The sequence below is a fragment of the Janthinobacterium sp. SUN026 genome, assembly GCF_030397625.1.
In the GTDB taxonomy this organism is placed as follows: Bacteria; Pseudomonadota; Gammaproteobacteria; order Burkholderiales; family Burkholderiaceae_D; genus Janthinobacterium; species Janthinobacterium kumbetense.
Genome location: NZ_JAPQNU010000002.1, coordinates 1,051,241 through 1,065,215, shown reverse-complemented (window position 1 = coordinate 1,065,215; position 13,975 = coordinate 1,051,241). Strand labels below are relative to the sequence as shown.

The following is a 13,975-nucleotide window of genomic DNA, read 5'->3' as shown; positions in this document are numbered from 1 at the left end:
GGCGCGCAGTCTAACCGCGGCCCAGGTTTTTTTCCACTGTCTTGACCAGGGCGACCAGGCGCGGTCCCAGGTCGGACTCGAGTTTTTCGCGCGACAGCAGGAAGGCGGGGCCGCCGCAATTGAAGGCCATCACCTGTTCGCCGTCGGCACCCAGCATGGGCACGCCCACCGCATGCACGTCGTTCTGCCACTCGCCGGCCGAGATGCAAAAGCCCCGGTCCTGGTAATCCTTGAAGCCTTGTTCGATGCCGGCCTTGATGCGCGGCCAGCGTTCCGTCTCGTGCACTCTGGCGTGATCCATCAGGTAGTCGCGTTCGGCCTGCGGCAGGATGCACAGCAGGGCCTTGCCCATGGCGGTCGTCATCAGGGGGATGCGCGAACCGACGTCGAGGCGCAGGGTGACGTTAGCGCTGCTGCGGCACGTTTCCACGTACACCATGCTGAGGCGGTCGCGCGTGCCCAGCGAAACGGATGCTTGCGCATGTTCGGCCAGTTCTTCCATCAGCGGACGCGCCATCTTGCGCACGTCCAGATTCGACAGCATGCGGTAACCGAGGGCCAGCACGCCGGCGCCCAGCTGGTACTTGCCCAGGCTGTCCGAGTAATTCAGGTAGCCCAGTTTGGTGAGGGTATAGGTGAGGCGTGAAATCGTCGGTTTCGGGATGCCCGTGCGCTTGGCCATGTCCGCATTCGACAGGAACACTTCGCCGGGACGGAAGCAGCGCAGCACTTCCAGCCCGCGCGCCAGCGCGTTGACGAACTGGCGGTCCTTGCCTTCCTCGTCATCGCTGAAGACGATGAGTTCCGGATCTGCTGCGGTCTGAATATTTGTCATATTTGCATTCATTTTCAGGCTCCCTGGAAATCAGTTTGCCTAGCCGAATCTGGCATGTCAACCGTTTTGTGAAACATTCGTTCGCACAGCGAAATGCTGCAGTGCATAAAATTTGCCTCGAAAATTGACTTGCGCAGGGGTTTCCCGCCTTGTCGCTTGAGCATCGCTATATACGTCTGTATATTGCGCTGTTGGGTGACGGCCACCGCATGCGTGGCCGCTTTTTTGAGTATCGCTATATAAGACGATATATAACGAGAGTGGAAAGATCTAGACGATGTTGAAACAGGTAATGGCAGGCGCCGTGATGCTGGCGCTGGCGCAAATGGCACAGACGGCGCAGGCGCAGCAAACGGCGGGAAACGATGGCGTGGATGCGGCGGCGCCGTTCGTACTGGGCACGGTGACGGTGATCGGCCAGCGCGAGCAGGCAGGCAAAATGGAACAACAGGTGGGCGCGCAGGTGAGCCGCGCCGAGATGCGCCGCTTTAACCGCGACAATGTGGGCGACGCATTGAATCTGCTGTCCGGCGTGTCGCTGTCGACCAATTCGCGCAATGAAAGAACCGTCGCCATCCGCGGCTTCGATGCGCGCCAGGTGCCGCTGTACATCGACGGCATTCCCGTCTACGTGCCGTACGACGGCTATGTCGATTTCAACCGCTTCACGACCAGCGACCTGGCCGCCATCCAGGTGGCCAAGGGCTACAGCTCCGTGGCGTATGGCGCCAATACCCTGGGCGGCGCCATCAACCTGGTATCGCGCAAGCCGTCCGCGCGGATGGAAGGCGATACGTCCATCGGTTTCGGCTCGGGCAGCGAGCGCCAGGTGTCGGCCAACGTGGGCACCAACCAGGGCCTGTGGTATCTGCAGGCGGGCGTGTCGTATATCGACAGCGACGGTTTTCCCCTGTCGTCGGACTTCCGCCCCACGGCCACGGAAGACGGCGGCATGCGCAACAATTCCTACCGCAAGGATCATAAACTGTCGTTCAAGGTGGGCTACACGCCCGATGGCGCGCAGGCGGGCGACGAGTATGCACTGAGCTACTACAAGCAGCATGGCGAAAAGGGTCAGCCGCCATCGACCAATCCCGTCGGCGCGCGCTACTGGCAATGGCCGTACTGGAACAAGGAAAGCGTGTACTTCGTCTCGCAGACGCGCCTGGGCGACGCCGAGCGCCTGAAACTGCGCTTGTACCACGACAGCTACGATAATGAAATCACCTCCTACACGAACGGCAGCTACGCGACCCTGAAAACCAGCGGCCAGGGCAGCGTCAGCGGCGGGCGCAGCATCTATAACGACCGTACGAATGGCGGCGCGGTGGAACTCGAATCGTTCCGCCTGGCCGCGCACAGCCTGCGTTTTGTGGCCAGCTACAAGGCCGACGAACACCAGGAACTCGACGCAAAAGGCGTGCGCACCACTTGGTACAAGGATGCCTTGTGGACCCTGGGCGCGGAAGACAGCATCGCCCTCGATGCGGCGACGGAACTGTCGCTGGGCGTCTCGCGCAATGAACTGCGCCCGGACACTGTCTACAGCGCCGGCAATGCCTACACCTTGCCAGCCAATCAATCGGCCACGGACCTGCAGGCGGGACTGTTCCGCAAGGTCGGTCTTGATGCGCGCATGTACGCCACCGTGGCGCGCAAGTCGCGCCTGCCGACTCTGAAGGACCGCTACTCGCAGCGCCTGGGCACGTATATCGAAAACCCGGCCCTGCGCGCGGAAGAGGCGATGAATTATGAGCTGGGGTATCAAGGAAACGTGCAGGGCGCCAAGGTGGAAGCGGCGCTGTTCTACAGCGACGTGAAGGACAAGATCCAGAGCGTGGCGAATGTCTCGGGCGTGCGCTCGCAGATGCGCAACGCGGGCAGGGCGCACATCAGCGGCGTGGAACTTGGCTTGCGCGGCAGCGCCGGCGCCTGGCTGGACTTCGGCGGCAATTACACCTACACGGACATGAAGAACGTCAGCGACCGTGCCACGCGCCTGACGGACGTGCCGCGCCACAAGCTGACGGCGCATGCCGTGCTGCACGCGGCGCGCCAGGTCGACGTGGTGGCCATCGCCGAATCGAACAGCGGGCGCTGGGTCTCGAACACCCTGGAACTCGGCGGCTTTACGACCGTGAACCTGAAGGCTGTGTACCGTCCCTTGCCGGCCTTGACCCTGGAAGCGGGCGTGGCGAACCTGGGCGACCGCAATTACGCGCTGGCCGACGGTTTTCCCAGCGCGGGACGCACCTGGCTGGCCAATGCGCAGTACCAGTTCTGATTTTTTGAATGTTTCATGAAAGGACACAGCATGTTGAAGACAATACTGACAAGCCTCGTTTCGGCGGCGCTGCTGGCGGCGGCGCCCGCGTGGGCAGACCCGGCGCCGGCACGCGACAATATGAGCCACGCGCTGACCGTGACGGGCGTGGTGGAAACGCCCTTGACCCTGAAGGTGGCCGACCTGCGCCAGCTGCCGCCGGCCAACGGTGAGAAAATCGCCGTCACGCGCCATAACGGAGACAAGGCCGAAACCATCACCAGTTACAAGGGCGTGCTCCTGCGCGATATCCTGGACAAGGCGGTGCTCGATGCGCCGGGCCATAACGACGTCAAGAAGCTCGCCATCATCGCCACGGCAACCGACGGCTATGCGGTGGTGTTTTCCTGGGGCGAGCTGTATAACTCGCCGGCCGGCGAGGGCGTGATCGTCTACTACGAAAAGAACGGCAAGGCGCTCGACGACAACGATGGCGAAATCGCCCTCATTTCGGCGAAGGACATCCGCACGGGACCGCGCCACGTGAAGTGGTTGAACGGCATCGAGGTGCGCAAGCTGGTGGAGTGACGATAATCTGATGGAAAAAACGCGCCGTGGAGCCATCCCCGGCGCGTTTTTTTTTATGCCGCCAGCGCTTGCCGCATGGCCTGGCCCGCCACGTCGAACAGGCCGCGCGCCGCTGGCGTCAAGCCCAGCATGTGGATCGACGCATGGATCATGCCGTCGAGCTGGACGCATTGCGCCGCCACGCCGTCGTCGCGCAAATACCGCGCATAGGCCTCGCCTTCGTCATGCAGCGGGTCGTACTCGCACACCAGCACGGTCGCCGGCGGCAAGTCCTTCAGCGACGTTGCCCGCAGGGGCGCCGCATAGGACTGCACACCTTCAGCCGGCTCGTTCAGGTAGGCCGACCAGCAAAAGCGCATGGCTTCCCGCGTCAGCGAATGGCCTTCCGCATAGCGCTGGTAGGACGGCGTGTCGAAGGCGAAATCGAGCGCCGGGTACAGCAGCAGCTGGTGCGCCAGCGCGGGACCGGCCTGGTCGCGCGCCATCAGGGCCGCGGCCGCCGCCAGGTTGCCGCCCGCGCTGTCGCCGCCCACGGCCAGCCGCTTCGCATCAATGCCCAGTGCTTCGGCATGGTCCGCCACCCAGCAGACTGCCCGGTAAAAGTCGTCCAGCGGCACGGGGAATTTGTGCTCGGGCGCCAGCCGGTAGTCGACGGAAAAGATCACGCAGCCGGTGGCGTTGGCCAGTGCGCGGCACGGATTGTCGTACAGGTCCAGCGAGCACAGGCACCAGCCGCCCCCATGCGCAAAGACGATGGCCGGCAGGGGCTTGCTTGTGTCCGCGCCGGCGGGCACGTAGGCGCGCACGGTCAGCGCGTGCTCGCCAGGCAGCACGTAGTCCTTGATCGAGGCGGCGTCTTCCAGCGGCCCGTGCAGCTGGCGCAGCCCCGTTTCTGTGGCGGCCCGCAAGTCCGCCAGCGAGGCGGGCGGCGGCGCATTCCTTGTCTGTTCCAGCCAGGCGGCGATCAGCGGATCGAGGCTCATGCGGCTTCTCCCGCCAGGAACGGCAACAGGTGGGCGATGAACGCTTCCGGCTGTTCTTCCATGATGAAGTGGCCGCATTCGGCGACGATGGCGCCTTTCAAGATGTCCGCCTTGCCCTGCATGGTCAGCAATGGCGCGTCGTTCGTCGCATGGTCGGCGCCGATGGCCAGCACGGGCATGGCCAGGCTCTTTTTCGCCCGCTCCAGGTTTTGCCGGATGGTTTCCGGAATGGCGCGGTAGTAGGCGAAACCGGCGCGCAAGGCGCCCGGCGTGGCGTAGGCGTCCGCATATACGTCGACGGCCACCTTGTCGCGGCGGTACGACCAGCGGTCCAGGATGAAGCGGATGTATTCGCGCTCCTTGCCGGCCGTGAGCATCTCCGGCAAGTCCAGCACCTGGTTGAACATGAAGTGCCACAGGAAGATATTGTCGGACGGCGCGACAAAAATCGGCGGCGCGGGCGCCAGACCTGGAATGACGGCTTCCGTCAGCGCCAGTTTCGTCACGGCTTGCGGGAAGTCGCTGGCCAGCGCATAGCCGACCCACATGCCGATGTCGTGGCCGACGACATCGTACTGCGCATGGCCCAGGGCCAGCATGGCGCGGTGCAGGGTGGCTGCAACGGCGCCCGTGTCGTAGCCGCCGGCCGGACGTTCCGAGTGGCCGCTGCCGGGCGGATCGATGGCGATCGCCTGGTAGCCCTGGGCGGCAAGGGCCGCCATCACGTAGCGCCAGGCGTACCAGGTTTGCGGCCAGCCGGGAATCAGCAGCACGGGTTTGCCTTCGCCGGCGATGACGCAATGCAGGCGCTGGCCGTCGATGCGCACATAGTCGTGGGTGTAGCTGTCTTCATTCTGATGCATGGCAAGTCCTTGTATTGATTCAGTTAATTAGTTGATTAGTTGTGCGTGATGCCGAGCAGGGTATTGATCTGCTGCGCGCTGACGGGGGCGCCGGCGAAGTCGTCGAAGATCTTGTCGGTCACGGGAATGATGTGGGCGTTGATGAAGGCCACGCCTTCACGCGCACCCACTTCCTGGTCCTTCAGGCAGCATTCCCATTCCAGCGTGGCCCAGCCCGCGTAGTCGTTTTGCGCCATCTTCGAGAAGATCGCCTTGAAATCGACCTGGCCGTCGCCCAGCGAGCGGAAACGTCCGGCGCGGCTTTCCCACGACTGGTAGCCGCCGTAGATGCCTTGTCGTCCCGTCGGATTGAATTCCGCATCCTTCACATGGAACATGCGGATATGGTCCTTGTAGATGTCGATGAATTCCAGGTAGTTCAATTGCTGCAGCACGAAGTGGCTCGGATCGAACAGCATCTTGCAGCGCGGGTGACGGCCCACGCGCTCGTAGAACATCTCGAAGCTGATGCCGTCATGCAGGTCTTCGCTCGGGTGGATCTCGTAGCACAGGTTGATGCCCTGTTCTTCGCACACGTCGAGGATGGGCAGCCAGCGGCGCGCCAGTTCGTCGAAGGCCGCCTCGATCAGGCCGGGCGGGCGCTGCGGGAACGGGAACAGGTAGGGCCAGGCGAACGAGCCGGAAAACGTGCCCATGTCGGTCAGGCCCAGGCGCTTCGAGGCCATGGCCGCCAGTTTCACTTGCTCGATGGCCCACTCGGTGCGCGCCGCCGGCTGGCCGTGCAGGTGCGCCGGCGCAAAGCTGTCGCACAGCGCGTCGTAGGCCGGGTGCACGGCGACCAGCTGGCCGAGGATGTGCGTCGTCAGTTCGCTGATGACCAGGCCATGGCTGGCCAGCATGGCGACAAGGTCGTCGCAGTATTGCTGGCTGTGGGCCGCTTGCGCCACGTCGAACAGGCGTGCATCCCAGGCGGGAATCTGCAGGGCCTTGAAGCCCATGCCGGCCGCCCACTCGGCGATGGCGGGCAGGGTGTTGAAGGGCGCCGTATCGGCGGCGAATTGTGCCAGGTGCAGGCTTGGTCCTTGGATGGTTTTCATATCGGCTCCTATTGTTTGTCGATCGACAAAGAATAGGCGAAATTTTCTGCGCGGTCAAGGCCGTGATGCAAAATAAATGCGGAATCGGTGTGGCTTGCAAGCGTTATACTGGCCGCCAGTTTGCAAGCAGAGGATGAAAATGGCAGGAAGACCGAGGGAATTTGACCGCGCGCTGGCGCTGGCAAAAGCGCGCGACGCGTTCTGGACGCGCGGCTATGAAGGCGTATCGATGGCCGACCTGGTGGCGGCGCTGGGCATTGCCTCGGCGCGCATCTATGCGGCGTTCGGCTCGAAGGAGCAGCTGTTCCGCGAAGCCGTGGAACTGTATGAAACGGGCGAGGGCGCATTTGCCGTGCATGCGCTGGCGGCCAGCCTGAATGTGCGCGACGCCGTGGCGCGCATGCTGGAAGAAGCCGTGCTGCTATATACGCGCAGCGGCCAGCCGCAAGGCTGCATGGTGGTCACGGCCGCCACGAATACGAGCGCGGACAACGCGGGCATCGCCGACTGGCTGGCGCAGCACCGCCGCGCGCGCACGCAGGCTGTCATCGAGCGCCTGCGCGTGGCGCAGCTGGCGGGAGAATTGAAAGAGGAGGCGGACGTGCAGGCGCTGGGCGACTATTATGCGGCGCTGCTGCATGGCCTGTCGGTGCAGGCGCGCGACGGCATTCCCGCCGAACGGCTGCTGGCGCTGATCACGCCGGCGATGGCGCCCTTGGCGCTGGAAATGAAAAATTAGACTATCTTGCCGATAGTCGCCGTGGATGTCTGCTGCTTCAGGTCTTGACGTCGATCAGGCTGCCCAGGGCCTGGTCGGCCGCCTTGACGACATTCGCCGACAAATTAAAACCGGCCTTGTAGACGAGGTTATCCGTCAGTTCTGACGCCAGGCCCACGCCGTTCGGCCGGCTTTCGGCCGCCTTGGCCGCATTCGCACTGGCGCCGCTGACGCTTTCGCCGGCGGCCAGCTTGCGTCCTTCGACGGAGAGGGTGACGCCCGTGCCGGCCGGGCTGGACTCCTGGAACTCGGCTTGTTGCGGCTGGAAGCCCGGCGTATTCGCATTGGCGATGTTATTGGCGGCCACATCCAGCGCGCGCTGGTTGGCGGTCAGCCCCGAGGTACCGGTGGTGAGGGCGGATATGGACATGGCGGCTCCTTCAGAATGCCTCTAGTTTACTCCCATGCGGGCGCTATGTGGTTGGTGCAAGGCAACATTTTTCCGCGTCGTCGATGACCGCAAAAAAAGTTACCCATCCATAATGTTTTAATATTGTCCTGCGCCCTTTCACTGCCTAGACTGGCTGGGAAATCTCGCATGGAGCCTGCCATTTTCCCCCTCGTACGCCGCCTTTGCCAGGCTTTGCTGCTCAGCTGGCCTTGCCTGACCCTGCAAGCCCAGCCTGCTTCTGCCTCACTGCCGCTCGATGCGCGCTTGAACGAGCAGGTCATCATGGTGCCGGCCGGCGACGGCTTGCGCGACGTGCTGGAAACCACCGTGTTCCGCCCCGCCGGCCCCGGCCCGTTTCCCCTGTTGCTGATGAATCACGGCAAGCAGGCCGGGCCGGCGAAACTGCAGGCGCGCGAGCGCTTCATCTATATGGCCGCCGAATTCGTGCGCCGCGGCTATGCGGTGATGCTGCCCATGCGCGCCGGTTTTGCGCGCTCCACGGGCGCCTACCGCGATGCCGGCTGCGACATGCTGGGCAACGCCCAGGGCCAGGCGCGCGACGTGCTGGCCGCGCTCGCGTATGCGCGGCGCCAGAGCTGGGTCGACCCGGAACGCATCGTCGTCGCGGGCCAGTCGTACGGCGGCATGGCGGCGCTGGCGCTGGCCACCCGGGTGCTGCCCGGCGTGCGGGGCGTGCTCAATTTTTCCGGCGGCCTGCGCGTCGACATGCCCGGCTGCGACTGGCAAGGGGCGCTGGCCAAGTCCTTCGCCACCCTGGGCGCCTACAACCACATCCCCAGCCTGTGGCTGTATGGCGCGAATGACTCGTATTTTTCGCCGGCGCTGGCGCGGCGGCTGTTCAATTCCTTTACCGGTTCCGGCGGCCGGGCGCAATTGCTCGCCTATGGCCCGTTCAAGCGCGACGCGCACCTGACCCTGGGCAGCCGCGATGGCGTGGCCGTGTGGCTGCCCGCCACCGAGCGCTTCCTGCAGAAAATCGGCATGCCGGTGCGACAGGTCTACCGCGTGGCCGATGCGCCGTCGCCGCCCGCCACGCATTTCGCGCCGCAGGACGATATCGCTGCCGTGCCCTACCTGGAAGAGCAGGGGCGCGCCGCCTACCGCGTCTTCCTGGAGAAAACCGCGCCGCGCGCCTTTGCCCTGTCGGCCAGCGGCGCCTGGGGCTGGGCCGAGGAGGGCGAAAGTCCCGATGTGCGCGCGCTGGCCTCGTGCCAGCGGCGCAGCAGCCTGCCCTGCCAGCTGTATTCGGTCGATGAAAGCGTCGTTTGGCCGCTTGCCGGCACCAGCGCAAGCGCCGCCGGCGGCGCGCAATAGGCCGCCGCGCACGATAGTTGTCGCCGAAACGGGGGATGGGCGAATATACTAGGGGAAAAGGGAGGCGTTGCGCTTCCCGTCCGCCCTTATCATCAGCGAGAATTCACCCTTATGGCGTCATCCCCAGAAAACCTCAGCATGGCCGTGTTTTGCGACTTCGAGAACGTCGCGCTCGGCGTGCGAGATGCAAATTACGAAAAATTCGATATCAAGCCCATCCTGGAACGCTTGCTGCTCAAGGGCAGTATTGTTGTCAAGAAGGCATATTGCGATTGGGACCGTTATAAAAGTTTTAAGGGCACCATGCATGAAGCGAACTTCGAACTGATCGAAATTCCCCACGTGCGCCAGTCCGGCAAGAATTCGGCCGACATCCGCCTGGTGGTCGATGCGCTGGACCTGTGCTACACCAAAGCCCATGTGAACACCTTCGTCATCATCAGCGGTGATTCCGATTTTTCGCCGCTCGTGTCGAAACTGCGCGAAAACGCCAAGCAGGTGATCGGCGTGGGCGTCAAGCAGTCGACCTCCGACCTGCTGGTGGCCAACTGCGACGAATTCATTTTCTACGATGACCTGGTGCGCGAAAGCCGCCGCACGGCCGCCAAGCGCGACGCGCGCGATACGCCGGCGGCCAAGCGCTCGCCGGACGAGGAAGTGCGCCGCAAGGAAAAATACGAGTCGCGCAAGACGGAAGCGATCGAAATGGCTGTCGAAACGTTCGACGCGCTGGTGTCCGAGCGCGGCGACAGCGGCAAGATCTGGGCTTCGATGCTGAAGGAAGCGATCAAGCGCCGCAAGCCGGACTTCAGCGAGTCCTATTACGGTTTCCGCACCTTCGGCAACCTGCTGGAAGAGGCGCAGACGCGCGGCTTGCTGGAATTTGGCCGCGATGAAAAATCGGGCGCCTATGTCTACCGCAGCAGCGGTCTGGTGGCCGTGCCGGCCGCCGCGAACGCGGATACAGCCAGCGAGGCCAGCGGCGAGACCGGCGTGACGGCGGAAGAGGGGAATCACCGCGAAGGCGGCAGCCGCCGCGATTCGCGCCGCAATGGCCGTGGCGGCCGCAAGCAGAACGAGCAACGCCGCGGCGAGTCCGCGCCACAGGCCTTCGTGCCGGTGGCCGACGCCGAAGCCGTCGTCATCGAGCAGTATGCGCCGGCGCCGCAGCCGGAAGTGCAGCACGAAGTGGCCGAAGCCGCCGCCGAAGCGGTGGCCGAGGTGGTTGCAGAAGAGGGCAACGCCAAGCGCGGTTCGCGCCGCAATGGCCGCGGTGGCCGCAAGAATGGCGATGGCGCCCGCGAAGCGCGCGCCGAAGTCGTCGCCGTCGAGGTGGCGCCGGTGGTGGAAGCCGTGCCTGCGCCTGAGCCGGTAGCCGAAGTGCCGGTGGAAGCCGCCGCCGAAGCCAAGCCTAAGGCCAAGCCGCGTACGCCGGCTCGCAAGGCGGCTGCGGCGAAGAAACCGGCCAAGAAGGCGGCAGAAGCTGTGGTGGAAGCTGCGCCTGTCGTTGAAGCGGCGCCGGTGGAGGTGGCTGCCGTGGCGGAAGACAAGCCGGCCAAGGCGCCGCGCAAGACGCCGGCGCGCCGTCCCGCGCGCAAGAAGGCCGAAGTTGATTGATTGACGCCCCAAAGCAAGAACTGGGGTCAGACCCGTCGGGTCTGACCCCTGAACGTTGCTGCGTATCAATACGTTCGGTGCATGCGCACCACCGCCATTCCCCCAAGCGTGTACGATGAGCCTGTTTTTAACGCGGCGGGCGGTCAAGCATGTACCACGGTGAACGGTTCAACAGCATTTCCCATACGGTGGGCGCCGCGCTGGCGGCCATCGGCGGCGTCATCCTGATCGTCGCGGCGGCCCGCACGGGCGATCCCTGGAAAATCGTCAGCTGCAGCGTGTATGCGGCCATGCTGCTCACGCTCTACCTCACTTCCACCCTGTACCACAGCGTACGCGGCAAGGCCAAGGCCGTGCTGCAGCGGCTCGACCACTGCGCCATCTACCTGCTCATCGCGGGCACTTACACGCCCTTCATGCTGGTGACCCTGCGCGGGCCGTGGGGCTGGTCGCTGTTCGGCGTCGTCTGGGGCCTGGCCTTGCTGGGCATCGTGCAGGAATACGTGTACGCGAAAGGCGCGCGCATCCTGTCGCTGGTGATTTACGTGGCCATGGGCTGGCTGATCGTCATCGGCATCAAGCCGCTGCTGGCGGCGCTCGAGTGGAACGGCTTCCTGTGGCTGGTGGCAGGCGGGCTGTGCTACACGGGCGGCATCGCTTTCTATGCCACCGACCACAAGCTGCGCCATGGCCACGGCATCTGGCACCTGTTCGTGCTGGGCGGCAGTAGCTGTCATTTTATCGCCATTTTGTTCTACGTTGCCTGACGTTATCCCTTGCCATCACTGTTGCCATGATTCCATTATAATGGCGCGATATGTGAAAATAGCGCAACAATGCGGCAATAATAAGGCAACAATGGATATCAATTCGGACGATCTGAAAATCTTCGTCACCGTCATCGACAGCGGCACCCTGAGCGCGGCCGCCGTGCACCTGGGACAAACCACATCGGGCGTCAGCCGCGCCCTGTCGCGCCTGGAAGACAAGCTGGCCACCTCGCTGCTGACGCGTACCACGCGCCGCATGGAGTTGACGGAAGAGGGACAGCTGTTCCTGGACAAGGCGCGCGCCATCCTCGCGTCGATGGAAGACGTGGAAGAGTCGATCCGCATCCGCCGCCAGAAGCCGGCCGGGCGGCTGTCCGTCGATGCCGCCTCGCCCTTCATGCTCCATTGCGTGGTGCCCCACGTGGCGGAATTTCGCGCCATGTACCCGGACATCCGCCTGGAGCTGACCAGCAACGATCAGATTGCCGACCTGCTCGAACACCGCACCGATATCGCCATCCGCATCGGCGCCCTGGTCGATTCGACCCTGCATGCGCGCCCGCTCAGTGCCAGCCCGCTGCACGTGCTGGCCACGCCCGCCTACCTGGCGCGTCACGGCGAACCCGCCACGCCGGAAGCGCTGTCCGGCCATGCGCTGCTGGGTTTTGCGCAATATGAGCTGGGGAATAACTGGCCGCTGCGCCACGAAGCGGGCAACAGCCTGCAGATCGTGCCGGCGCTGGCCGCGTCCAGCGGCGAAACCCTGCGCCAGCTGGCGTTGCACGATCAGGGCATCGTCTGCCTGTCCGACTTCATGACGAAGGACGACATCGCGGCCGGCCGGCTGGTGCGGGTGCTGCAGCCGTTTTACACGGGCTACCGCCAGCAGATCCACGCTGTCTACTACCGCAACACGCAGCTGGCGCAGCGCATCAGCTGCTTCCTCGAATTCCTGCAACAGAAACTGTAAGGCCCGGACATGAGCGCACATGGCATGCAATGCCCCACCTGCGACGAATATGGCGACCTGGTGCACGCCACGGTCCGCAAGACGGGCCAGCAAGTGATCGTCTGCACGGAATGCGATTTCGTGTGGCCGCATCCGGAGCAGGACATTGATCCCGCGCATGCCACGGATGTTGCTTCCCTGCTGGCGCAATCCGGCCTGGACGACGACTGGGACGAGCTCGAACTCGGGGCAAGGGTGCCTGCCCGATAGCCCGTGATGGCTGCCCAGCGCAGCATCAGCGGTATCTGGCATTCCCGCAGCAATATCTGCAGTGGTCACGTGAGAATGTACGTATTTCTTATCAGATCAGACATGTTAGCATGTTGCAATTCAATACATTGCAAAAAAAGCATGAAAAAACCTCTTTTCCTGATTGTCTTGCTGTGTGCGTCCAGTTCCGGTGCAGCCGAGATCACTTACGCTGGCAAGGCGGATTGCCGCGTTGCAGAGCATGCGCGGGTTGCCGGGCACGTGGCGTACTGGAGTGGTGCCTGCAAGGACGGCTATGCCAGCGGACCTGGTGCATTGCAGTGGAGCAAGGACGGCAAGGCGACGGAACGCTATGAAGGTGTGTTGAGTGAGGGGAGGCCGGAGGGCGAAGGCATCGCGCAGTGGGCGGATGGTAGCTTGCATAAAGGCAACTATCAGAGTGGCATGCTGGAAGGCCCTGGCCTGATCGTATTTGCGGACAAGGCAAAGATGACCGCCACATTCGAGCGCGATACGCCAGCCGGTCCCGTGACGGTGACAGCGCGAAATGGCAACCGCTATGAGGGGGGCTGGCAGAATGGTCCGGAAGGCAGCGGCAGCATGACATTTGCGTTGGGCGGCATCTACCGGGGCGCTTGGCACGAAGGGCATCCTATGGGGGACGGCGAAATACTATACCCGAACGGACAAGTGCTGAAGGGACGCTTCCATGGCAGCTTTCAGCTGATGCAACAGCCTGGGGAGCTTGCGACACCGAGGCTGTATGACATCAAGCAGAAAGACGGATACATCGGCTCGAATATTCCGCCGGTTGTCAGCAGCGGTCATGTCGTACCGCCGGAAAAATCCTATGCCGAGTTGACGGGGGAGCAGCAAATGCTCATCAAGCGCCATTACCCCGTGTTGCAGGATGATGATGTGCCGCCCTATCCGGAAAAGGGCCAGCTGCCCGTGTTTCGCGCCATGCGCCATCTGATTTCGTATGGGGGCATTACCGGTGTTTTGCGTGCCAATGTCAGTATCAACGAAAATGGCGTGCCACAGAGCGTCGCCATGCTGGAAAGTCCCGACAGCGAGGCTACCAGGCTGGCAGCGTCTGTCTTCATGCTCACCAAATATACGCCAGGCCGATGCGCGGGCCAACCCTGCGCGATGGTGGTGCCGTTCAGTTTCTCGCTCAGTTTCATGCAGTAGCGTCGCTGGCGGGCCACAACTGCTGCATGCCTGTCATTTTGC

14 protein-coding genes are annotated in these 13,975 nt (G+C 63.5%); 9 read left to right on the top strand and 5 right to left on the bottom strand.

Annotated features, from left to right (window positions below; all coding sequences use genetic code 11):
• Positions 1-10 precede the first annotated feature (10 nt).
• A complete protein-coding gene (locus OX459_RS14320) occupies positions 11-835 on the bottom strand; it encodes an IclR family transcriptional regulator (protein ID WP_099664531.1) in 825 nt (274 codons plus the stop codon).
• Between the two features lie 277 nt (positions 836-1,112).
• Between OX459_RS14320 and OX459_RS14315 the strand changes: the two genes are divergently transcribed.
• Both OX459_RS14315 and OX459_RS14310 read left to right on the top strand, forming a co-directional pair.
• A complete protein-coding gene (locus OX459_RS14315; RefSeq protein ID WP_289905517.1) occupies positions 1,113-3,119 on the top strand; it encodes a TonB-dependent receptor in 2,007 nt (668 codons plus the stop codon).
• Positions 3,120-3,149: 30 nt separating this feature from the next.
• Positions 3,150-3,686: a molybdopterin-dependent oxidoreductase gene (locus tag OX459_RS14310; RefSeq protein ID WP_289905516.1), complete on the top strand. Its 537-nt coding sequence runs from the start codon at positions 3,150-3,152 to the stop codon at positions 3,684-3,686.
• A gap of 53 nt (positions 3,687-3,739) precedes the next feature.
• Here the strand turns inward: OX459_RS14310 and OX459_RS14305 are convergent, their stop codons facing one another.
• The 3 genes from OX459_RS14305 to OX459_RS14295 are packed head-to-tail and all read right to left on the bottom strand — an operon-like array spanning position 3,740 to position 6,629.
• The gene (locus OX459_RS14305) at positions 3,740-4,669 is read right to left on the bottom strand and encodes an alpha/beta hydrolase (RefSeq protein ID WP_289905515.1); all 930 of its coding nucleotides are present in this window, start codon (positions 4,667-4,669) and stop codon (positions 3,740-3,742) included.
• Complete coding sequence (locus OX459_RS14300; RefSeq protein ID WP_289905513.1) at positions 4,666-5,532, bottom strand: alpha/beta hydrolase; 867 nt, start codon at positions 5,530-5,532, stop codon at positions 4,666-4,668. The genes OX459_RS14305 and OX459_RS14300 overlap by 4 nt, the downstream gene beginning before the upstream one ends.
• A 35-nt stretch (positions 5,533-5,567) precedes the next feature.
• Positions 5,568-6,629, bottom strand: coding sequence for a sugar phosphate isomerase/epimerase (locus OX459_RS14295; RefSeq protein WP_289905512.1), 1,062 nt, complete (start codon positions 6,627-6,629; stop codon positions 5,568-5,570).
• A gap of 139 nt (positions 6,630-6,768) precedes the next feature.
• Between OX459_RS14295 and OX459_RS14290 the strand changes: the two genes are divergently transcribed.
• Entirely contained in the window at positions 6,769-7,368 is a 600-nt protein-coding gene (locus OX459_RS14290; protein ID WP_289905511.1) for a TetR/AcrR family transcriptional regulator, read from the top strand.
• 37 nt (positions 7,369-7,405) lie between these two features.
• Here the strand turns inward: OX459_RS14290 and OX459_RS14285 are convergent, their stop codons facing one another.
• Entirely contained in the window at positions 7,406-7,777 is a 372-nt protein-coding gene (locus tag OX459_RS14285; RefSeq protein WP_289905510.1) for a flagellar basal body protein, read from the bottom strand.
• Positions 7,778-7,945: 168 nt separating this feature from the next.
• Between OX459_RS14285 and OX459_RS14280 the strand changes: the two genes are divergently transcribed.
• The 6 genes from OX459_RS14280 (at position 7,946) to OX459_RS14255 (ending at position 13,933) form a co-directional block, all read left to right on the top strand.
• Entirely contained in the window at positions 7,946-9,133 is a 1,188-nt protein-coding gene (locus OX459_RS14280) for a CocE/NonD family hydrolase (protein ID WP_289905509.1), read from the top strand.
• A gap of 111 nt (positions 9,134-9,244) precedes the next feature.
• Complete coding sequence (locus OX459_RS14275) at positions 9,245-10,750, top strand: NYN domain-containing protein (RefSeq protein ID WP_289905508.1); 1,506 nt, start codon at positions 9,245-9,247, stop codon at positions 10,748-10,750.
• Between the two features lie 149 nt (positions 10,751-10,899).
• Entirely contained in the window at positions 10,900-11,517 is a 618-nt protein-coding gene (locus OX459_RS14270) for a hemolysin III family protein (protein WP_289905507.1), read from the top strand.
• Positions 11,518-11,608: 91 nt separating this feature from the next.
• The gene (locus tag OX459_RS14265) at positions 11,609-12,490 is read left to right on the top strand and encodes a LysR family transcriptional regulator (RefSeq protein WP_099664521.1); all 882 of its coding nucleotides are present in this window, start codon (positions 11,609-11,611) and stop codon (positions 12,488-12,490) included.
• A 9-nt stretch (positions 12,491-12,499) separates the two neighbouring features.
• Entirely contained in the window at positions 12,500-12,739 is a 240-nt protein-coding gene (locus OX459_RS14260; protein WP_289905506.1) for a hypothetical protein, read from the top strand.
• Positions 12,740-12,880: 141 nt separating this feature from the next.
• Positions 12,881-13,933, top strand: coding sequence for a hypothetical protein (locus OX459_RS14255; RefSeq protein WP_289905505.1), 1,053 nt, complete (start codon positions 12,881-12,883; stop codon positions 13,931-13,933).
• Positions 13,934-13,975 lie beyond the last annotated feature (42 nt).

What these genes read in the sequence shown, in the direction of transcription:
- OX459_RS14320 (WP_099664531.1), bottom strand. Translation starts at nt 835, where the DNA reads ATGACAAATATTCAGACCGCAGCAGATCCGGAACTCATCGTCTTCAGC.
- OX459_RS14315 (WP_289905517.1), top strand. Translation starts at nt 1,113, where the DNA reads ATGTTGAAACAGGTAATGGCAGGCGCCGTGATGCTGGCGCTGGCGCAA.
- OX459_RS14310 (WP_289905516.1), top strand. Translation starts at nt 3,150, where the DNA reads ATGTTGAAGACAATACTGACAAGCCTCGTTTCGGCGGCGCTGCTGGCG.
- OX459_RS14305 (WP_289905515.1), bottom strand. Translation starts at nt 4,669, where the DNA reads ATGAGCCTCGATCCGCTGATCGCCGCCTGGCTGGAACAGACAAGGAAT.
- OX459_RS14300 (WP_289905513.1), bottom strand. Translation starts at nt 5,532, where the DNA reads ATGCATCAGAATGAAGACAGCTACACCCACGACTATGTGCGCATCGAC.
- OX459_RS14295 (WP_289905512.1), bottom strand. Translation starts at nt 6,629, where the DNA reads ATGAAAACCATCCAAGGACCAAGCCTGCACCTGGCACAATTCGCCGCC.
- OX459_RS14290 (WP_289905511.1), top strand. Translation starts at nt 6,769, where the DNA reads ATGGCAGGAAGACCGAGGGAATTTGACCGCGCGCTGGCGCTGGCAAAA.
- OX459_RS14285 (WP_289905510.1), bottom strand. Translation starts at nt 7,777, where the DNA reads ATGTCCATATCCGCCCTCACCACCGGTACCTCGGGGCTGACCGCCAAC.
- OX459_RS14280 (WP_289905509.1), top strand. Translation starts at nt 7,946, where the DNA reads ATGGAGCCTGCCATTTTCCCCCTCGTACGCCGCCTTTGCCAGGCTTTG.
- OX459_RS14275 (WP_289905508.1), top strand. Translation starts at nt 9,245, where the DNA reads ATGGCGTCATCCCCAGAAAACCTCAGCATGGCCGTGTTTTGCGACTTC.
- OX459_RS14270 (WP_289905507.1), top strand. Translation starts at nt 10,900, where the DNA reads ATGTACCACGGTGAACGGTTCAACAGCATTTCCCATACGGTGGGCGCC.
- OX459_RS14265 (WP_099664521.1), top strand. Translation starts at nt 11,609, where the DNA reads ATGGATATCAATTCGGACGATCTGAAAATCTTCGTCACCGTCATCGAC.
- OX459_RS14260 (WP_289905506.1), top strand. Translation starts at nt 12,500, where the DNA reads ATGAGCGCACATGGCATGCAATGCCCCACCTGCGACGAATATGGCGAC.
- OX459_RS14255 (WP_289905505.1), top strand. Translation starts at nt 12,881, where the DNA reads ATGAAAAAACCTCTTTTCCTGATTGTCTTGCTGTGTGCGTCCAGTTCC.